Below are 19,245 nucleotides of genomic sequence, written 5' to 3'. Positions count from 1 at the left end.
CCGGGGCCGCCAAGGCCGTAACCGGCCGATGTCGTAACCACCGGCACGTCCGACCCGTTGGAGGGGGCATGGGCATGGGCTTCACGATCGGCGGCAGCCGCGGCACCAAGGAGTTCCGTTCCGGCGCTCGGCGCCGCGGCCGGACGTCGGAGTGCACGGCGGTGGCGGAGTACACCGGACTCTGGGGCTGGGACGTGGTCCCCGGCGCCCGGGCCGCGGGCCCCGCCCGCGACTGCTCCTGCGGTCATACGAATTGCGGTGCGCCGGGGGCGCATCCGCTGGCCCTCGCTCCCACGGTCCCGGCCGGCGCCACGCTGGACGAGGTCACCGAGGCCTGGAGCGGATACCCGGGAGCCGCGGTGCTGCTGCCCGCCGGGCGCACCTTCGACGTCATCGAGGTCTCCGAGGAGGCCGGGCGGCGGGCGCTGGTCCGGCTGGAGCGGATGGGGCTGCCGCTCGGTCCGGTGACCGCGACCCCGGACGGCCGGGCCCAGTTCTTCGTCGCCCCCGGGGCGGCGGCCGGGCTGCCCGAGCTGCTGTACCGGATGGGCTGGGACGACGCGGGGCTCGATCTGCGCGCGCTGGGCCAGGGCTCCTACGTCACCGCCCCGCCCTCGGACTTCGCCGGACTCGGCCCGGTGAGCTGGCTGCGCCCGCCGGCGCTGGATTGCGCCGGGGACCCGCCCCAGGCCCGGCTCCTGCTGGGCACCCTCGCCTACCTCTGCCACCGGCTGCGCCGCCCGTAACCGCGCCACCCTTGGCCGCGCCGCCCGGGACCCTGCGCACGGCAGTGCCCCCGGGTCCTGGGGACCTCGGGGGCACTGGCCGGCGTAGGAGCGTCGGGTGCGTTCAGTCGCCGATCAGGGCGTCGACGAAGGCCTCCGGCTCGAAGGGCGCCAGGTCGTCCGCGCCCTCACCGAGGCCGATGAGCTTGACCGGTACGCCGAGCTCGCGCTGGACGGCGATGACGATGCCGCCCTTGGCGGTGCCGTCGAGCTTGGTGAGCACGATGCCGGTGACGTCCACGACCTCGGCGAAGACGCGGGCCTGGGTCAGGCCGTTCTGCCCGGTGGTGGCGTCCAGGACGAGCAGGATCTCGTCGAGCGGGCCGTGCTTCTCCACGACGCGCTTGACCTTGCCGAGCTCGTCCATCAGGCCGGTCTTGGTGTGCAGCCGGCCCGCCGTGTCGATGAGCACCACGTCGGCGCCCTCGGCGATGCCCTCCTTGACCGCGTCGTAGGCGATCGAGGCCGGGTCGCCGCCTTCGGGGCCGCGCACGGTGCGCGCCCCGACCCGGTCGCCCCAGGTCTGGAGCTGGTCGGCGGCGGCGGCGCGGAAGGTGTCCGCCGCACCGAGCACGACGCTGCGGCCGTCGGCGACGAGCACGCGGGCGAGCTTGCCGGTGGTGGTGGTCTTGCCGGTGCCGTTCACGCCGACGACCATGATCACGGCGGGGGTGTCCACGCCGCTCTCGGTCTTCACGGCGCGGTCGAAGTCGGTGCCGAGGAGCGTGACCAGCTCCTCCTTGAGCAGCGCGCGCAGATCGGCGGGGGTGCGGGTGCCGAGCACCTTGACCCGCTCGCGGAGCCGGTCCACCAGCTCCTGGGTCGGCGCGACACCGACGTCGGCGATGAGGAGGGTCTCCTCGATCTCCTCCCAGGTGTCCTCGTCGAGGTGCTCGCGGGAGAGCAGCGTGAGCAGCCCCTTGCCGAGCGTGTTCTGCGACCGGGCGAGGCGGGCGCGCAGTCGGACCAGGCGGCCGGCGGTGGGCTCGGGCACCTCGATCTCGGGGGCGGCCGGCGCCGGGGCGACCGGATCCTCGACCGCGACGGGCGATTCGAGGGGTGTCTGCGCGTCGGGGAGGGCGACCTCTTCGATCGTGCGGCGCGGCTCTTCCGCCGTCGGTGCGGCGTCCTCCCCCACCTGCGGTTCGGCGGGCGGGGCAGTGATGGTCGGCGTGCTCGGCGGAGCCGTGGGGGGCAGCTGCTTCTTCTTGCGGCTGCTGACCACGAGCCCGCTGATCGCACCGACCGCGACCAGGGCGATGACTACGGCAAGGATCAGGATTTCCATAACGCTCCCCAGTATCGGCCACGCGCGCCCCGAGCCGGGGACCCTGGAGGTTCATACCAGGACGTAAGCCTCTGTTTGTACTTTTTGCGGCAAACCTACGATGATGAGCAACCTCCCCCTCGCCCCGCCTCCCCCCACGGAGTAGACCTATGCCTGCCGAGACCGCCGTCGAATCGCGCGGCCTGGAACCCGTCCCGGACTCCGAGCGCCGCGGCCGGGTCCGCGAGCTCGTCCCGACCTGGGTGGCCGCCAACATCAGCGTGCTGCTGCTGACCATGGGCGCCGGTCTCGTCATCTTCAACAAGCTGAACATCTGGCAGGTGCTCGTCGTCGCGGTCGCCGCCCCCGTGGTGTCCTACGGCATCGTCGGGCTCATATCCATCGCGGGCAAGCGCGGCGGATCCCCGGGCATGGCGCTCTCCCGGGCCGTCTTCGGCCAGCGCGGCAACCTGTTCCCCGGCGCCCTGATCTGGGTCGCCCGCTGGGGCTGGGAGACCATCAACGCGGTCAGCGGCGCCTACGCCGTCCTGACCGTCCTCGACCTGGTCTTCGGCATCAAGAAGAACACCGCGCTGATCGTCGTCACCCTGCTCTTCTTCGTCGGCTGCACCTTCCTCGTCTCCGGCCTGGGCATCAACGCGCTGCGCGTCTGCTCCAAGTGGTCCACGTACCTCTTCGGCGCCTTCAGCGTGCTCGTGCTGGGCTACCTGATCGCCGAGACCGACTGGTCCGCCGTGTTCGACAAGCCCGCCGGCTCCACCGCGATGATGATCGCGGGCATCGGCACCATCGCGGCCGGCGGCATCAGCTGGGTCCCGTCCGGCCCGGACTTCACCCGCTACCTGCCCCGCACCGCCTCCGCCAGGGGCATGGTCGGCGCCACCATCGGCGGCGCGGCCGTCGTCGTGATCCCGATGGTGCTCATGGGCGCCGTGATGGCCGTCGCCACCCCCGACCTGGCCACCGCCCAGGACCCGGTGTCCTTCATCGGCGAACTGCTCCCGACCTGGATCGCGGTCCCGTACCTGCTGATCGCCCTCGTCGGCATGCTGCTCATCAACTCGATGTCCATGTACTCGGCGGGCTTCACCGCCCAGACCCTCGGCATCAAGGTCCCGCGCGCGGCGGCGGTCAGCGTCAACGCCGTCATCAGCCTGGTCTTCGGCTTCCTGCTGATGGTGGTCGCGACCAGCTTCTTCGGTTCGTTCATCTCCTTCCTGACCCTGCTCGCCGTGGCCTTCTCCGCGTGGATCGGCGTCTTCGGCGTGGACATGCTGCGCCGCACCTCCTACGACGGGGCCGCGCTGCTGGACACCACCCGCAGCAGTGCCTACTGGTACCGCGGCGGTTTCGCCTGGCAGGCCATGACCGCCTGGGGCCTGGCCCTGGTGATGGGTGCGCTGTTCACGAAGGTCGACTGGTTCAGCGGTCCGCTGGCCACCACCTGGATCGGCCAGAACGGCCTGGGCTGGGCAGCGGGCATCGTCACCTCGGCCGTGCTGTACGCCGCCTTGCCGCGGACCCCGGCGGCCCCGGCCCCGGCCCCGGAGGCACCGGCGGACGAGCGGGTCCCCGCCGGATCCCTGTCCAACTGACGCTGCGTCAGCTAACGTCCCCCTTCGCCCGCCCACCCACCTCCGGCGAAGGGGGACTTCTCCATGCCCATCACCGTGGCCCGGTTCAACCTCATCGACCCGAACGGCACCCCGGAAACCCTCTCCGCCCGCTACAAGGCCGCGCTGGAGATGGCGCAGTATGCAGACGACCGCGGGATCGACACCATCCAGACCGAGGAGCACCACGGCACCGACAACAACTGGCTGCCCTCCCCCTTCGCCTTCGCGGGCGCGGTCTTCGGCGCCACCCGCCGGATCGCCGTCACCGTCTCGGCGATCATCGGCCCGCTGTACGACCCGCTGAAGGTGGCCGAGGACATCGCGGTGCTGGACCTGCTCAGCGGCGGCCGTCTCGTCACGGTGGCGGGCATCGGCTACCGGCCCGAGGAGTACGAGCAGCACGGCGTGGAGTGGGGCCGGCGCGGCAAGCTCCAGGACGAGCTGCTGGAGACCCTGCTGAAGGCGTGGACCGGCGAGCCGTTCGAGTTCCGCGGCCGCACCGTACGGGTCACCCCGCGGCCCTTCACCCAGCCGCACCCGCTGCTCCTGGTCGGCGGCAGCTCGGAGGCGGCGGCCCGCCGGGCGGCCCGTCTGGGGCTGCCGTTCTTCCCGAGCGCGCACCTGCCCGAGCTGGAGGCGTACTACAACGCGAAGCTCGCGGAGTACGGCACGGAGGGCTTCTGCATGATGCCGGCGGCCGAGACCCCGCTGCTGCACATCGCCGAGGACCCCGACCGGGCGTGGGACCAGTACGGCGAGCGGTTCCTGCACGAGGCCGGGATGTACGCCTCCTGGCAGTCCAAGGACATCCGCAGCGCCGTACGGTCGGGCGCGCACACGGTGGCGGAGCTGCGCGCCGAGGGCGTGTACCGCATCCTCACCCCGGACGAGGCGGTCGCGTACGCCCGCGGCGCCGGCGAGGCGGGGAACCTCGTGCTGCACCCGCTGTGCGGCGGGATGCCCCTGGACGAGGGGTGGCGGAGCCTGCAGCTCCTGTGCGAACAGGTACTGCCCCGCCTCAAGGACTGAAGCGGGGCAGTACCTGCCGCGGGGAGGAGAGGGGCTGTCGGCGGGGTGGGTCAGCCCATCTCCTCCAACGCCTTGCCCTTGGTCTCGGGCACCCACTTGAGGATGAACGGGATCGAGAGCACGGCGAAGACCGCGTAGATCACGTACGCACCGGACAGGTTCCAGTCCGAGAGCGTCGGGAACGAGACGGTGATGACCCAGTTGGCGATCCACTGGGCGGCGGCCGCGACACCGAGGGCCGCGGCGCGGATGCGGCCGGGGAACATCTCGCCGAGCAGGACCCAGACCACCACGCCCCAGGACAGGGCGAAGAAGAGCACGAAGCAGTTGGCGGCGATGAGGGCCACGAGCCCCTGGGCGTGCGGCAGGGCGATGTCGCCGCCGCTGGTGTCCTTGTACGAGAAGGCCCAGGCGGCGAGCGCGAGGGAGATCGCCATGCCCACGGACCCGATGAGCGCGAGGGGCTTGCGGCCGATGCGGTCGACGAAGACCATCGCGATCACCGTACCGATGATGTTCACGACCGAGGTCTCGAAGGAGTACAGGAACGAGGAGCTCGGGTCGATGCCGACCGACTGCCACAGCGAGGAGCTGTAGTAGAAGATCACGTTGATGCCGACGAGCTGCTGGAAGACGGAGAGGCCGATGCCGATCCAGACGATCGGCAGGAAGCCGAAACCGCCGCCGAGGAGGTCCTTGAAGGTGGACTTCTGCTCCGAGTGGATGGCGTTGTCGATCTCCCGGACGCGGGCATCGGCGTCGATGCCCTCGCCCTCCACCTCGCGCAGGACCGTCTTGGCCTTCTCCATGCGGCCGACCGAGACGAGGAAGCGCGGGGACTCGGGGATGGCGAAGGAGAGCAGGCCGTAGAGCACGGCCGGGACGACCATGACGCCCAGCATCCACTGCCAGGCTTCCAGGCCGCCGATCTTGCCGCGCTGGTCGCCGTCGGCGAGGTTCAGGATGCCCCAGTTGACCAGCTGCGAGATGGCGATGCCGATGACGATGGCGGCCTGCTGGAAGGAGGCGAGCCGGCCGCGGTAAGCGGGCGGGGAGACCTCCGCGATGTAGGCGGGGCCGATCACCGAGGCCATGCCGATACCGAAGCCGCCGATGACGCGCCAGACGGCCAGGTCCCAGAGGGCGAACGGCAGGGCCGAGCCGATGGCGCTCGCGGTGAAGAGGACGGCTGCGATCTGCATGCAGCGGATCCGGCCGATCCGGTCGGCGATGCGGCCGGCGGTGGCGGCGCCGAGGGCGCAGCCGATCAGAGCGGCGGCGATCACCTGGGCCAGGGTCGCCGAGCCGACGTCGAAGCGGTCGCGGATGGCTTCGACGGCGCCGTTGATGACGGAGCTGTCGTAGCCGAAGAGGAACCCGCCCATCGCGGCGGCCGCGGTGATGAAGATGACGTGCCCGAGGTGGTCGGGCTGCGATACGTGGCCGCCGCCAGGTTCCTGGGGCCGCGTCGTGCTGCTGCTCAAGGTGCGCTCCTGCGTGCCGGCTGCGGTGACGGGCTGAGGGTGTGATCCCTCCCAGTGGCGCACGGGTCAAGACCGGGCACCACCCGGAAGGGCCATCGGTGGCACGCCTGCCCCGGACCGGCCCGGCCACACCCCACCGGGGTCCACTCGATCACCCGGCCCGCCGGGCACCCGGCTACCCCGTTACCGGAGGCGCTGGCTGATCACCTTCGACACCCCGTCACCCTGCATCGAGACCCCGTAGAGCGCGTCGGCGACCTCCATGGTCCGCTTCTGGTGCGTGATCACGATCAGCTGGGAGCTCTCCTGCAGCTCCTCCATGATCCGGATCAGCCGCTGCAGGTTGGTGTCGTCGAGCGCGGCCTCGACCTCGTCCATCACGTAGAACGGACTGGGCCGCGCCTTGAAGATGGAGACCAGCAGGGCCACGGCGGTCAGCGAGCGCTCGCCGCCCGAGAGCAGCGACAGCCGCTTGACCTTCTTGCCCGGCGGCCGGGCCTCGACGTCGATGCCCGTGGTGAGCATGTTGTCGGGATCGGTCAGGATCAGCCGGCCCTCGCCGCCCGGGAACAGCCGCGAGAACACCCCCTCGAACTGCCGGGCCGTATCCCGGTAGGCCTCCGTGAACACCTGCTCGACGCGCTCGTCGACCTCCCTCACGACCTGAAGGAGGTCGGCCCTGGTCTTGCGCAGATCCTCCAGCTGCTCGCTGAGGAACTTGTGCCGTTCCTCCAGCGCCGCGAACTCCTCCAGCGCCAGCGGATTCACCTTGCCGAGCTGCTGGTAGGCCCGCTCGGCCGCCTTCAGCCGCTTCTCCTGCCGGGCCCGTACGAAGGGCTCCGGCCCGGCCTGCGGATCCAGGTCCTCCCCGTCCGCGGACGGGCTCGGCGGCACCGGCTGGTCGGGCCCGTACTCCGCTACGAGGCCCTGCGCCGCCATGCCGAACTCCTCCAGCGCACGGCTCTCCACCTGCTCGATCCGCAGGCGCTTCTCGGCGCCGAGCACCTCGCCGCGGTGCACCGAGTCGGTGAGCTTGTCGAGCTCGCCCTTCAGGCCGCGGCCCAGCCCCCGGGCCCCGTCGAGCTCGCGCTCCCGCACGCCCTTCGCGGACTCGGCGGCGGTCCGCTCCGCCACGGCCCGGGTCAGCGACACCTCGATGTGCGCCAGCAGCTGGCGGGCTCCGTCGGCGACGGCCGCGGCGACCCGCGCCTCGTACCGCAGCCGTTCCCGGCGGCGCTCGGCCCTGGCCCGGGCCTCCCGCTCGGCCCTGGCCCCGCGGTCGAGGGAGTCGGCCCGGCCCGCGAGCCCCTTCACCCGTTCCTCATGGGTCCTGAGCTGCAGCCGGGCCTCCATCTCGGTCTGCCGGGCGTTCGCCCCGTCGGCCGCGAGCCGGTCCCGGTGCGAGGTGTCCGGCTCCTCGTCGGCAGGCATCTCCTCGGCGACGGCGAGCCGTTCCGCACACTCCTCCACGTCGGCCAGCGCCTGCTCCAGCGCATCCTGCGCCGTGGCTGCGGCCGCGGCGGCGCGCTCGGCTTCGCCCAGCGCCCCCTTCGCCTGCCCCGCGAGCCGCCCGAGCTGCTGCGCGACCCCGGCCCGGGCCCGCTCGTCGGCCCGCCGGAGCTCCGCGAGCTCCTCGACCCGGGCCCCGGCCAGCGACCGGCGCTCCTCGGCGGCCTCCTTCTCCCCGGCCAGCGCGAGGCACTCCCCGTCGAGCCGGGCCAGCTCCGCGGCCGCCTCGTCGACGGCGGCCCGCACCTCGATCAGGCTGGGCACCCCGGCGGACCCGCCGTGCGCGAGGTGCGCCCCGAGCACGTCCCCCTCGGCGGTGACAGCCACCAGCTCGGGCCGCGCGACCACAAGCGCCTCGGCCTCGTCGAGCCCCCCGACCACCACGAAGTCCCGCAACACCCAGGCCACGGCCCGGACGACCGCACCCTCCCCCTGCACGAGCCCGGCGGCCCAAACCACCTCCCCCACCCGCCCGGGCACGCCGACACCCGCCGGCACCGGCGCCACGGTGCCCGGCTCACCCGAACCCGCCGACACCGGGCCCCCGGTGCCCGGCACACCCGAACCCGCCGACACCGGCGCCACGGCACCCGCCACACCCGAACCCACCGACACCGGGCCCCCAGTGCCCGGCACACCCGAACCCGCCGACACCGGCGCCACGGCACCCGCCACACCCGAACCCACCGACACCGGGCCCCCGGAACCCGGCACACCCGAACCCGCCGACACCGGCACGACAGCGCCCGGCACACCCGAACCAGCCGGCACCGGGCCCCCGGGGCCGGGCACACTCAGCCTCGCCGGCGTTTGAGGCGCGGGGTCTGGGGCGGAGCCCCAGTTTCGGGAAGGGGCGGGGTGGGGGAAAGTCGCCCCGGCCCCGGCCCCGCCGGCCGAACCGGCCCCGGAAACCTGCTCCCGGCCCGCGGGGACGACACCAGCCCCCAGACCGAATTCCTGGTCCGTGGCCACGACCGAGCCCGAGGCCGAGCCCGGGCCATGGGCCGAGCCCAAATCCGGAGCCGGAGCCGGAGCCGGAGCCGAACCGTAGTCGGGATCCGAATCAGAATCCCGGCCCGGGCCCTCATGCCCCGCAACCGAACCACCAGAGGCCACCGCCTGACCCGGGACCCCGACTCCGGCCGAACCGCCGGAGGCCACCGCCCCCGGAGCGACCAGGAACGCGGCCCTCCCCGCATCCCCCTCCCGCAGGTACCGGATCGCCCCGGCCGCAGCCGCCGTCGACGTGACGGCCACCGCGTCCGCCGCCGCCCCCAGCGCCGCCGCCACGGCGACCTCGTACCCCGGGGTCACGGACAGCCGCTGCGCCGCCGGCCCCAGCAGCCCCTCCAGCCGCGCCGCGAGCAGCTCCGCCGTACCGTCCTTGCGGCGCAGCCCCATCGCCAGGGCGTCCCGCCGCGCCGACACCGCCGCCCGCGCACGCTCCGCCGCGGCCAGCGCGTCCCGGGTCTCCCCGAGTCGGGTCTCCGCCGCCGCCAGCTCGGCCCGCGCCTCCTCGTACTCCCCCTGCGCGGAGCCGGGATCAGAACCGGAACCGGAGCCGCCGGAACCGGCGGAGCCGGGCGCGCCCGGCTCACCCGCTCCCGGCGCCTCCTCCCCGACCTCCTGCGCCAGCGCCTCGTACTCCTCGCGCGCTTCCTCCGCCCGCGCCCGCGCCCCGTCCCGCGCCAGGACCAGCCGGTCGATCTCCGCCTGGGCCGCCCCCGCGCGGGAGCGGGCCGCGCCGAGCCGGCCCGTCAGCCGCGCCAGCGCCTCGCGCCGGTCGGCGATGGCCCGCGCCACGTCCCGTAGCCGCCGTTCCTCGTCGGCCAGCGCGCGTTCCAGCTCGGCCCGGTGGGCGACGGTGTCCTCCAGGGCCCGCGCGGCCGCCTCCAGAGAGGCCGTCAGCTCGGCCTCCTGCTCGCGGATCCGCGCGGCCTCCCGCTCCATCTCCTCCGGGTCCCGGCCGCGCCGGTCCTCCTCGGCCGGCGCCGAGGCGGAGGTGACCCGGGCGTCCGCCAGCGACACCGTGCCGCGGACCCGTTCGGCGAGCTGCGAGAGCTCGTACCAGGTCTGCTGCGCCCGCTGGAGCCGTGGCGCGAGTTCCCGTACGGCCTCCTCCAGTTCGGATTCCCGCCGCACCGCCGCCGCGAGCTGCGCCTCGGCCGCTTCCTTGCGCTCCTTCAGGGCGGCCTCGTCCGCGATCTCCGCGTCGAGCGCGCCCTTGAGCGTGACGAGGTCGTCGGCGAGCAGCCTCAGCCGCGCGTCGCGCAGGTCCGCCTGGATCACCGCGGCCCGCCGGGCCACGGCCGCCTGGCGCCCCAGGGGCTTCAGCTGCCGCTGCAGTTCGCTGCCCAGGTCCTGTACGCGCGCGAGATTGGCCTGCATCGCGTCCAGCTTCCGCAGCGCCTTCTCCTTGCGCTTGCGGTGCTTGAGCACCCCGGCCGCCTCTTCGATGAAGGCGCGGCGGCCCATCGGATCGGCGTGCAGTACGGAGTCCAGCTGGCCCTGTCCGACGATGACGTGCATCTCGCGGCCGATGCCGGAGTCGGAGAGCAGTTCCTGGATGTCGAGGAGGCGGCAGGTGTCGCCGTTGATCTGGTACTCGCTGCTGCCGCCGCGGAACATGATCCGCGTGATGGTGACCTCGGCGTACTCGATGGGCAGCGCGCCGTCGGAGTTGTCGATGGTGAGCGAGACCTCGGCGCGGCCGAGCGGCGGGCGGCCGGTCGTGCCGGCGAAGATGACGTCTTCCATCTTCCCGCCGCGCAGGGACTTGGCCCCTTGTTCGCCCATGACCCAGGAGAGGGCGTCCACCACATTGGACTTGCCGGAGCCGTTGGGGCCCACGACGCAGGTGATGCCCGGCTCGAAGCGCAGGGTGGTTGCGGAGGCGAAGGATTTGAAGCCACGCAGGGTCAGGGACTTGAGGTGCACGCCGCCGGACTCTACCTTTCGCGTTCGGTTTCGCCCATGAAGGTGCAGGGCAGATCAGACGCTAAAGGAAGTGGCCCCCCACCTGGCGCAACGCCGCCCGGCGGCCTTGTGCGAGGTGGGAAAGGCGGAAGAAACACAGAAGGCACGGAACACGGAAAGAAAGAAGGGACGCCGAAGCGTCCCTTGCAGATCATGCAGTTCCGTTGATCGAGCGACGAGGGAGCGCGGATCAGGTGAGCGCAGGCTCCGCCTGGGGTACGTCGAGGTCGATGCTGTCAAGCAGCGAGTCTCCGTGCTGTGCGGCGGCCGCGTTCAGAGCGTCGTTTTCGGACTGGATTCGTCCGAGCTCGGACTCGAGGTCCTGGACGCGCTGCTGAAGCCGTCGCATCTCGGCGAGGAGTCGCGGGTCGGAACCGCCGACGTAACCGAGAAGCGCCTTTGCCATGATGGATGGTCCTCCACACTGAGTGACCGACCGAAGCGGTGTGGGTCGTGAGGGAATCGCACCCGCGGATGTCCGGCAGCGACTGTCAGTCACTGCGTCGATCTTTCGCTGACACTGTGTACTGCCAGCACTGCCAAACAGCTCAGGTGCGCGGGGCTTCCAGCGTCTCACCAAAAAGTTTGACGGTCAACACGATCACGCCCCGTATCGGCGGGCATCCCGGCCCCCGCAAGGGGCGTGGAGATCATCCTCGTCTCCGAGCCTTCCACGGATCCCGCCCGTCGGCAACGCGTCGGCGATGAATGCGCAGTTCCGACCGCATGCGGACCATCCGGCGATGTGTTCAGTACATGATCAGTCGATCGGTCACCGGATCGCGAAGCCGTCGTATCCGCCGCGCGGTGTGCCCCAGATCTCCGTCACACCGTCCACGTTCCCGGGCGTGTCGGCGCTGTGCAGCCACGCCAGGAGCCGGTGGCAATTCTCACGTTGACCTTCGGCCACGACCTGTACTCGCCCGTCGTCCAGGTTGAGCGCGAAGCCGATCAGTCCGCCGATCTCCATGGCGTTGGCCCTGGTGAACCAGCGGAAGCCCACTCCCTGTACACGGCCGCGCACCCAGGCGGTCATCCGCACATCTTCGTTCATGCCTGAACGCTAACGGGGCAAACGATTCGGGGTCACCTCGCCCCCTCCCGCCATGGCGTACAGTCGCGCAGCAATGAGCTCACCCATTTGGGTGAGTAAAGGTTGATCTTGAAACGCTCGGCACTGCCGATGCCGAACGATCCCGAACCCAGGAAGGTGAGCCGCCATGGGACGCCACCGACTCCACGCCGCGCCGCGCCCCGGCGGCAAGCGCCGCGCCGCCCTGCGGGGCGGCCTGCTCGGCGCATCCGTGGCCGTGGTCCTCGGCACGGCGGCCGTCACCACGGGCATCGTCCCGGTCGGCTCCTCCTTCCCCTACGTAGGGGTCACGGCCGCGGGCTCCGACGCGAAGACCGCGGACGCCCGGGCGCAGGCCTCGCCGAGCCCGGGGAGTTCGCCGGAGCAGCAGGGCGGCCTCGCCAACCTCTCCGGCCGGGCCCCCTCGGCGGCGGGCACCCCCTCCTCCCCCGCCCCCTCGGCCTCGCCTTCCCCGTCGGCCAGCCCGTCCCCTTCCCCTTCTCCCTCCACGGAGCCGGCGAAGACCCCGGAGGCGAGCGCGACCCCGGCCCCGGTGAAGCCGAAGCCCGCCGCCCCGAATACGGCGGCGCCGAAGACCGCTGCGCCGAAGCCCTCCGCTCCCGCAGCCCCGCCCGCCTCGGCTGGCCATTCCGCCGAGGAGGCCGCCGTCCTGACCCTGGTGAACCAGGAGCGCGCCCAGGCCGGCTGCGGTCCGGTCCGGGCGAACCCGCCGCTGGCGGCACTGGCCGGAGCCTTCAGCAAGGACATGGCCGTCCGCGGCTTCTTCGACCACACGGACCCCGACGGCAACACCCCGTGGGACCGCGCCACCAAGGCCGGCATATCCGGGATGGGCGGCGAGAACATCGCCCGCGGCCAGGGCGACGCGGTGGCCGTGATGAAGGCCTGGATGAACAGCCCGGGCCACAAGGCCAACATCCTCAACTGCGAGTTCCGCACCCTGGGCGTCGGCGAGTACAACGCCGCCGGCGGCCCCTGGTGGACCCAGGACTTCGGCTTCTAGCAAGCGAAAGCGGGCGGGGGCGCGGGGGGGGGGGGGGGGGGGGGGGGGGGGGGGGGGGGGCGCGGCCCCCCCCCCCCCCCCCCCCCCCCCCCCCCCCGCCCGTTTCTGCGCACCGCACCCGTGCCGGGCGGGCAGCGCCCGGCACCTGGGCGGTACGTCGATCCGTCAGATGCCGGCCAGAGCCGCGCGGCCCGCGAGCAGGACGCGGGTCTGCTGGGTGACGCGGGCACCGAGGTGCTCGGCGGTGGCGATGTCGGCCTTGTGGACGAACTCGGGACCCTGGTCACCGTTGGACTGGGCGGCCGCGCCGTCGAAGAAGCCGAGGCGGTTGATGTCGTTCTCGGAGCCGGTGCTGGAGTTCCAGCCCGGCTTCAGGCCCAGGTTGACCCAGCTCATGCCGTGCTGCGAGGCCAGGGTCTGGAAGTAGTCGAGGGTGTTGCCCTTGTCTCCGGACTTGGAGCCGGAGTTGGTGAAGCCCGCGGCGACCTTGTCCTGCCAGCCGGCCGCGAACCAGATCTTCGAGGTGGCCTCGGCGAAGACGTGGAAGGCGCCGGAGGCGGTGCCCATGTAGGTCGGGGCGCCGAAGACGATCGCGTCGGACGCGGTGAGGAGCTCCCACTGCGCGTCGTCGATCTCGTCGACCTTGATCAGGTGCACGGTCGCACCGGCGTCGATGGCACCGGCCTTGACGGCCTCGGCGATCACGGCGGTGTGGCCGTAGCCGGAGTGGTAGGCGATCGAGACGACGGGGGTGTACGTGGTTCCGGACAAGACGGTCTCCCTCGGAAAACACCGTGGGGTACACGGCGTTGTGCGGCTGTGCGGCGTGGTGGAACGACACCGAGGTAACCACTAACTTTTCGAAAGCGCAACCTGGATGGCTGGCGCTGCGCAGTAGTAGGCTGAAACCATGCAGACTCCAGGGTGTGGCGAAGCCGAGGGCAACGGCGTGCCCGAACAGGCCTCCGAGGCCGCCGAGGCCTTCGACGTGTTCGCTCGCGCGTGCCCGTCCCGCGAGACGCTGGAGCACGTCACGGGCCGCTGGGGCAGTCTCACGGTCGGTGCCCTGTCCAAGGGGCCGTGCCGGTTCAACGAGCTGCGTCGGCGCGTGGACGGTATCAGCGAGAAGATGCTCTCCCAGACCCTGCACGCGCTGGAGCGCGACGGCATCGTCAACCGGGAGGCGCAGCCGACGAACCCGCCGCGCGTCGACTACGAGCTGACCCCGTTCGGCGTGGCGGTCGCGGAGCGCGTGGACGCGCTCATCGGACTGCTGGAGGGCAGCATGCCCTCGGTGCTTTCTTCCAGGTCCGCCTACGACGCCACGCGCGAAGGCCGCTGGCAGCGCGGGCAGAAGTAGCTCGACCGGTTCATCCAGGGGCGGCGCCGCATCGGAGTGCCGCAGCGCCGGCAGGGCTCGTCCTCCCGCCCGTAGGCATCGAGCGAACGGTCGAAGTAGCCGGACTCGCCGTTCACGTTGACGTAGAGGCTGTCGAAGCTCGTACCGCCGACGGCGAGGGCCTCGTTCATGACGTCCCGGACGTGGCCGAGGAGTTCCGTGCTCCGGGGGCGCGTGAGCGTGGCCGTGGGGCGCTCGTAGTGCAGCTTGGCACGCCAGAGCGATTCGTCCGCGTAGATGTTGCCGACCCCGCTGATCAGCGACTGGTCGAGCAGTGCCCGCTTCACGGTGGTGCGCTTGGCGCGCAGCGCCAGGTGGTAGGCCGCCTCGTCGAACAGGGGGTCCAGGGGGTCCCGCGCGATGTGCGCGATGACGTCGGGCAGCCCGTCCTCGCTGCCGGGGACGCTGGAGTGCAGCGACAGCCCGCCGAAGGTCCGCTGGTCGACGAAGCGCAGCTCCGTCCCGGCGTCGTCCCCGAAGCGCACCCGGATGCGCAGGTGCTTCTCGTCGGGGGCTCCCTCGGGCTGCACGAGGAGCTGCCCGCTCATGCCGAGGTGCCCGAGCACGGAGTGCTCCTGCTCTTCCAGCGGCACCCACAGGTACTTGCCGCGCCGCCTCGGGACCCCGAAGGTCCGCCCCGTGAGCCGCGCCGCGAAATCGGCCCCGCCGCCCTCGTGCCGGCGTACGGCGCGCGGGTGCAGGACCTCGACGGCCTCCACGGTCCGCCCGGCCACCCAGCGCTCCAGCCCCCGCCGCACCACTTCGACCTCGGGCAGCTCGGGCACGGTGTTCCTCCGGGGGTTCGGATCGGGCTCTCTCCCGCGAGCGTACCGACTCGCCCTGCGGGGCTCCCCGCCCACCCGTCCTTTACCGGGCCGGCCGGCTTCTCCCCCGTCCCCGGAAACGGAAACGGGTCCGCCCCGCCGCCTGCCGGAGCAGGTGACGGGGCGGGGGGTTCCCGGAAGAACGGGTCAGGCGTCCGGCGCCGGGTCGGCGGGAGGCGGTGTCCCGCCGTTCCCGGCCGGAGCCGCCGCGCCCGCGGCGGTTCCGGCGAGCCGTTCGTCCGCCGCGGTACGGATACCGCGCCACGCGGACTCGGCCGCCTGCTGTTCCGCTTCCTTCTTGCTGCGCCCGACACCGGTGCCGTAAGAGGTCCCACCGACGCGCGCGGCGGCGGTGAAGGTCTTCTCGTGGTCCGGGCCGGTCTCGGTGACCAGGTATTCGGGCACCCCGAGACCTTCGGCGGCCGTGAGTTCCTGGAGACTGGTCTTCCAGTCCAGGCCGGCACCGAGGTTCGAGGACCTGTCGATGAGCGGGTCGAAGAGCCGGTGAACCAGCTCCGAGGCCGCGTCGAGACCCTGGTCGAGGTAGACCGCGCCGATCACCGCTTCAAGGGTGTCGGCGAGGATGGAGGCCTTGTCCCGGCCACCCGTGCCCTCTTCGCCCCGGCCCAGCCGGATGAAGGAGCCGAGCTCGAGCCCGCGGCTGACTTCGGCAAGTGCACGCGAGTTGACTACCGCGGCCCGCAGTTTGGCCAGTTGGCCTTCCGGCAGGTCGGGGTGGGTCGTGTACAGCGTGTCCGTGACCACCAGGCCCAGCACGGAGTCCCCGAGGAACTCCAGGCGTTCGTTGGTGGGCAGACCGCCGTTCTCGTACGCGTACGAGCGGTGGGTCAGCGCACGCACCAGAAGGGCGGACTCGAGTCGATACCCGAGCCGCCCTTCCAGAAGCACGTGGGACGAGGCCGCGTTCTTACTGTCTGCCTGCTTCTCAGCGTTGGACAGCTCAGACATTGCGCCTCTCACCAGCCGCTCAGACCTCGAGGACCTGGCGCTTGTTGTAGGTGCCGCAGCTCGGGCACGCAATGTGCTGGAGCTTCGGCTCCTGGCAACGCTCACACGAAACCAGGGTGGGGACCGCAGCCTTCCACTGCGACCGGCGGTGGCGCGTGTTGCTGCGCGACATCTTCCGCTTCGGAACAGCCACGGCTACTTCTCCTGCTTCTCGGCGGCGCCCTGAACTCCGTCGGAGGCAGTGCCGCTCATATTGTCCTTCTCGACGCCCTGATCGGTGACGAGTCCCTGCAATGCCGCCCAACGGATGTCGACGGCGTCATGATGGTGGTCCGGGTCGTCGTTCAGGCTGAGCCCGCAATCGGGGCACAGTCCGAGACAATCCTCCCGGCACACCGGCTGCAGCGGCAGTGCGAGCACCACCACGTCGCGCAGCACGGATTCGAGGTCGAACAAGCCGTCCTCGAGAAAGAGCGTGTCCTCGTCGTCCTCGGCGTCGTCGGCCGGCTCCGTCTTGGAACGGATCCGGTCGTCGGCGTCAGGGTACGAGAACATCTCCTGGAACTCCGCCTTGAGCTCGCGCTCGACGGCCTCCAGACACCTTACGCATTCCCCGGTCACCCAGCCACGGACGGTGCCTGTGACAAGCACCCCTTCCATGACCGACTCCAGGCGGAGCTTGAGGTTCAGCTTGTTGCCCTGGGGCACTCCGATGACTCCGGCGAGACCGAGGTCCGCCGGCGCCGCGATTTCACGGGACAGCCGCAGCATGGCACCAGGACGCCGACCCAACTCGTGCGTGTCGAACACGAGAGGGTTGCGGTGGTCGAGGTGGGTGTTCAGGGCTGTTCCCGCTTTCACAAAATCACTGGAGACTGCTGAAGATCAAGTTTTCCGCCCCTCGGGGGCAGCATGGATCGCGGTGCATACGCGCGACCGAAGAGCCAGGATACCCGCCGCTTCGCTCTGAGCCCAATCCAGGTCCCGGGCGGGCTCAGCGGCCCTGTTCGTACTGGCGCAGCTGGTCCAGATCGATCATGCCCGTGTCGAAGAAACTGGTCTCGTCGAGCGCCGCCTGCTGGTCCTGCACCGGCTGGGGCTGCGGCTGGTAGCCCGCGTAGGGGTCGGGCTGCTGGTCGTACGGGACCGCGTACGGGTCCGGCTGCTGCTGGACCTGCTGGTAGCCGGAGTACGGGTCCTGGTACGCGTACGCGTCCTGCTGGACGGGCTGCTGGTAGGAGTAGGCGTCGTACGGGGGCTGCGGCTCCGGCTGGGTCTGCGCGGGGATCAGCGGCGCCTGCGGCTCGGCCAGGCCCGCCAGGAAGTCCGCATCGCTCGACGAGCGCGACTGCTGGTGGCCCGCCGCGTCCTGGGCGGCCATGTGCGCGCCGAGGTCGTCGGTGGCCACGCGGCCGAGGAGCTTCTGGCGGCCCCGGCCGACGGCCTCCAGGGTCTTGGAGAGCACCGCTTCGAAGGTCGCCAGCTTGGTGTCCACGTACGCGTCCGCCTGCTGGCGCTGCGTCTCGGGGTCGTGGCTGCGCTCGGGCGCCTCCGCATCGGGGTAGCCCTGCTCGTCGAGCCCGGCGCCCCGGCCCAGCAGCTTCTCGCGGCCCCGGTCCACCGAGCCGATGGTCTTGGTGAGCACGACCTCGAAGTTCGCGAGCTTGCTGTCGACGTAGTCGTCGGCCTCGGCCTTCACCTCGTCCGCCTCGCGGCGGGCCTCCGCCAGGATCCGGTCCGCCTCGTCCTGGGAGCGCCGTGCGACCTCGGTGTCGGAGATCAGCGAACCGCGCTGGGCGTGCGCCGACTCGATGATCCGGTCGGCCTCGCGGCGGGCCTCCTCGACCATCTGCTCCCGGCCGCCGATGAGCTCCTGGGCCTGTGCGAGCGAGCCCGGCAGGGCCTTGCGGACCTCTTCGAGCTGGGCGAGCAGCTCGGCGCGGTTGATCACGCACGAGGCCGACATGGGCATGGACCGGGCGCTGCCGACGGCCGCGACGATCTCGTCGAGCTTCTTCTGCACGTCCATGGGTGCTCGCACTCTCTCGGCCCCGGGCGGTTCCCGAGACGGACGGGACGACTGTAAGGCCACCGGCCCCGGAGCCGACACCGGCTGACTCCCGGTCAGCCGGTGTCCGGCGGCGGGGTTCAGCGCCGGGGCAGGCGCTCCAGCAGCGCGGCGTGCACGTGTGCGGGCAGCAGGTGGGCGACGTCGCCGCCCCAGGCCGCCACTTCCTTGACCAGGGAGGAGGACAGGAAGCTGTAGGTGGGATTGGTCGGGACGAAGAGCGTCTCGACGCCCGACAGCCCCATGTTCATCTGGGCCATCTGCAGCTCGTAGTCGAAGTCGCTGACGGCACGCAGGCCCTTGACGATGGCCGGGATCTCCCGCTGCTTGCAGAAGTCGACGAGGAGCCCGTGGAAGGACTCGACCACGATGTTGCCGTAGCCGGCGGTCGCCTCGCGGATCAGCTCGATCCGCTCGTCGACGGTGAAGAGTCCCTGCTTGGACTGGTTGATCATCACGGCGACGTGGACCACGTCGTAGAGCCGGGAGGCCCGGCCGATGATGTCGAGGTGTCCGTTGGTGATGGGGTCGAACGACCCCGGACAGACGGCGCGGCGCAACTGCATTCCCTCGTTCCCGGGTGCGGGCTTCATGACTCTTCGCTGGTGGAGGCGGCGCGACCGTACCAAAGGGTGCCCTCGCCGTACTTCCTGGAGCGCAGCGGCTCGAAGCCGTCCGGCCACGGGAAGGCCCCGCTGCGGGTCCTGCGCTCCACGGTGACGAGCGCGTCCTCGGTGAGCCAGCCATTGGACCGGAGTGTGAGGAGGATCTCGCACAGGTCGGCGTGCTCCACCTCGTAGGGCGGGTCCAGGAAGACCACGTCGTACGGGTCCCCGTGCGCGGCGCCGGCCGCGACCTGCTCGGCCTTGCCGGACCGGAATTCGGCGCCGGGCAGGCCGACCGAGGTGATGTTGTCCTTGATGGCCTTGGCGGCCTTGGCGTCGGGCTCGACCAGCAGCGCGTGGGCCGCGCCGCGGGAGAGCGCCTCCAGGCCGACGGCGCCGGAACCGGCGTAGAGGTCGAGGACGCGGGCCCCCTCGACTCCGTGCAGCGACTCCCACGTGGAGAAGAGACCTTCGCGCATCCGGTCCGAGGTGGGGCGGGTGCCGGTGCCGGGCGGTACGGCGAGGCGTCGCCCGCCGGCGCTTCCGGCGATCACGCGGGTCATCTGGGGTCCTTCGGTGAGCGGGCGGAGGATGGTG

The 19,245-nt window shown here is 71.7% G+C and carries 18 protein-coding genes; 5 read left to right on the top strand and 13 right to left on the bottom strand.

All coding sequences use genetic code 11. The features are described 5' to 3' along the window. Positions 1-74: 74 nt before the first annotated feature. Entirely contained in the window at positions 75-746 is a 672-nt protein-coding gene (locus ACIA8F_RS18340) for a bifunctional DNA primase/polymerase (protein WP_399379891.1), read from the top strand. Positions 747-849: 103 nt separating this feature from the next. On the opposite strand, the gene ftsY is transcribed toward ACIA8F_RS18340, so the two are convergent. Then, a complete protein-coding gene (gene ftsY / locus ACIA8F_RS18335) occupies positions 850-2,073 on the bottom strand; it encodes a signal recognition particle-docking protein FtsY (protein ID WP_399379889.1) in 1,224 nt (407 codons plus the stop codon). 149 nt (positions 2,074-2,222) lie between these two features. Between ftsY and ACIA8F_RS18330 the strand changes: the two genes are divergently transcribed. Together ACIA8F_RS18330 and ACIA8F_RS18325 are read left to right on the top strand one after the other, a co-directional pair. Next, on the top strand, positions 2,223-3,668 hold the full coding sequence (locus ACIA8F_RS18330; RefSeq protein WP_399379888.1) for a cytosine permease: 1,446 nt from the start codon (positions 2,223-2,225) through the stop codon (positions 3,666-3,668). 63 nt (positions 3,669-3,731) lie between these two features. Beyond that, positions 3,732-4,718: an LLM class flavin-dependent oxidoreductase gene (locus ACIA8F_RS18325; protein ID WP_399379887.1), complete on the top strand. Its 987-nt coding sequence runs from the start codon at positions 3,732-3,734 to the stop codon at positions 4,716-4,718. Positions 4,719-4,768: 50 nt separating this feature from the next. Here the strand turns inward: ACIA8F_RS18325 and ACIA8F_RS18320 are convergent, their stop codons facing one another. The 4 genes from ACIA8F_RS18320 to ACIA8F_RS18305 form a co-directional block, all read right to left on the bottom strand. After that, positions 4,769-6,202 carry a sugar porter family MFS transporter gene (locus ACIA8F_RS18320; RefSeq protein ID WP_399379885.1) on the bottom strand — a complete coding sequence of 478 codons (1,434 nt, stop codon included), beginning with the start codon at positions 6,200-6,202 and terminating at the stop codon, positions 4,769-4,771. Positions 6,203-6,385: 183 nt separating this feature from the next. Next, entirely contained in the window at positions 6,386-10,648 is a 4,263-nt protein-coding gene (locus ACIA8F_RS18315; RefSeq protein WP_399379883.1) for an AAA family ATPase, read from the bottom strand. A 229-nt stretch (positions 10,649-10,877) separates the two neighbouring features. Further along, positions 10,878-11,093 carry a hypothetical protein gene (locus ACIA8F_RS18310; protein WP_030227372.1) on the bottom strand — a complete coding sequence of 72 codons (216 nt, stop codon included), beginning with the start codon at positions 11,091-11,093 and terminating at the stop codon, positions 10,878-10,880. Between the two features lie 366 nt (positions 11,094-11,459). Beyond that, complete coding sequence (locus ACIA8F_RS18305; RefSeq protein ID WP_399379881.1) at positions 11,460-11,741, bottom strand: acylphosphatase; 282 nt, start codon at positions 11,739-11,741, stop codon at positions 11,460-11,462. A 166-nt stretch (positions 11,742-11,907) separates the two neighbouring features. Here ACIA8F_RS18305 and ACIA8F_RS18300 point away from each other — a divergent pair, with 166 nt between their 5' ends. Further along, complete coding sequence (locus ACIA8F_RS18300; protein WP_399379879.1) at positions 11,908-12,783, top strand: CAP domain-containing protein; 876 nt, start codon at positions 11,908-11,910, stop codon at positions 12,781-12,783. A 165-nt stretch (positions 12,784-12,948) separates the two neighbouring features. Here the strand turns inward: ACIA8F_RS18300 and ACIA8F_RS18295 are convergent, their stop codons facing one another. After that, positions 12,949-13,554, bottom strand: coding sequence for a flavodoxin family protein (locus ACIA8F_RS18295; protein ID WP_399379877.1), 606 nt, complete (start codon positions 13,552-13,554; stop codon positions 12,949-12,951). A 139-nt stretch (positions 13,555-13,693) separates the two neighbouring features. On the opposite strand from ACIA8F_RS18295, the gene ACIA8F_RS18290 reads away from it, so the two are divergent. Beyond that, positions 13,694-14,143 (top strand): winged helix-turn-helix transcriptional regulator, encoded by a 450-nt coding sequence (locus tag ACIA8F_RS18290; protein WP_399379875.1) that lies wholly within the window; start codon positions 13,694-13,696, stop codon positions 14,141-14,143. Here ACIA8F_RS18290 and mutM read toward each other — a convergent pair. The 7 genes from mutM to rsmD all read right to left on the bottom strand — a co-directional run bounded on the left by mutM (position 14,098) and on the right by rsmD (position 19,241). Beyond that, positions 14,098-14,967, bottom strand: coding sequence for a bifunctional DNA-formamidopyrimidine glycosylase/DNA-(apurinic or apyrimidinic site) lyase (gene mutM, locus ACIA8F_RS18285; RefSeq protein WP_399379873.1), 870 nt, complete (start codon positions 14,965-14,967; stop codon positions 14,098-14,100). The two genes, ACIA8F_RS18290 and mutM, sit on opposite strands and share 46 nt — an antisense overlap. 186 nt (positions 14,968-15,153) lie before the next feature. After that, positions 15,154-15,975, bottom strand: coding sequence for a ribonuclease III (rnc, locus tag ACIA8F_RS18280; RefSeq protein WP_399379871.1), 822 nt, complete (start codon positions 15,973-15,975; stop codon positions 15,154-15,156). Between the two features lie 19 nt (positions 15,976-15,994). Beyond that, positions 15,995-16,168 (bottom strand): 50S ribosomal protein L32, encoded by a 174-nt coding sequence (gene rpmF / locus ACIA8F_RS18275; RefSeq protein WP_003965982.1) that lies wholly within the window; start codon positions 16,166-16,168, stop codon positions 15,995-15,997. A 2-nt stretch (positions 16,169-16,170) separates the two neighbouring features. Further along, a complete protein-coding gene (locus ACIA8F_RS18270) occupies positions 16,171-16,818 on the bottom strand; it encodes a YceD family protein (protein ID WP_399380039.1) in 648 nt (215 codons plus the stop codon). 151 nt (positions 16,819-16,969) lie between these two features. After that, positions 16,970-18,004 (bottom strand): cell division initiation protein, encoded by a 1,035-nt coding sequence (locus ACIA8F_RS18265; RefSeq protein WP_399379869.1) that lies wholly within the window; start codon positions 18,002-18,004, stop codon positions 16,970-16,972. A 119-nt stretch (positions 18,005-18,123) separates the two neighbouring features. Further along, positions 18,124-18,603 (bottom strand): pantetheine-phosphate adenylyltransferase, encoded by a 480-nt coding sequence (gene coaD, locus ACIA8F_RS18260; RefSeq protein WP_399380038.1) that lies wholly within the window; start codon positions 18,601-18,603, stop codon positions 18,124-18,126. Between the two features lie 29 nt (positions 18,604-18,632). Next, positions 18,633-19,241 (bottom strand): 16S rRNA (guanine(966)-N(2))-methyltransferase RsmD, encoded by a 609-nt coding sequence (gene rsmD / locus ACIA8F_RS18255; RefSeq protein WP_399380036.1) that lies wholly within the window; start codon positions 19,239-19,241, stop codon positions 18,633-18,635. Positions 19,242-19,245 lie beyond the last annotated feature (4 nt).

The sequence above is a fragment of the Streptomyces sp. NPDC051563 genome, from assembly GCF_044454225.1.
Lineage (GTDB): Bacteria > Actinomycetota > Actinomycetes > Streptomycetales > Streptomycetaceae > Streptomyces.
This window is presented reverse-complemented; position numbering and strand designations above follow the sequence as displayed.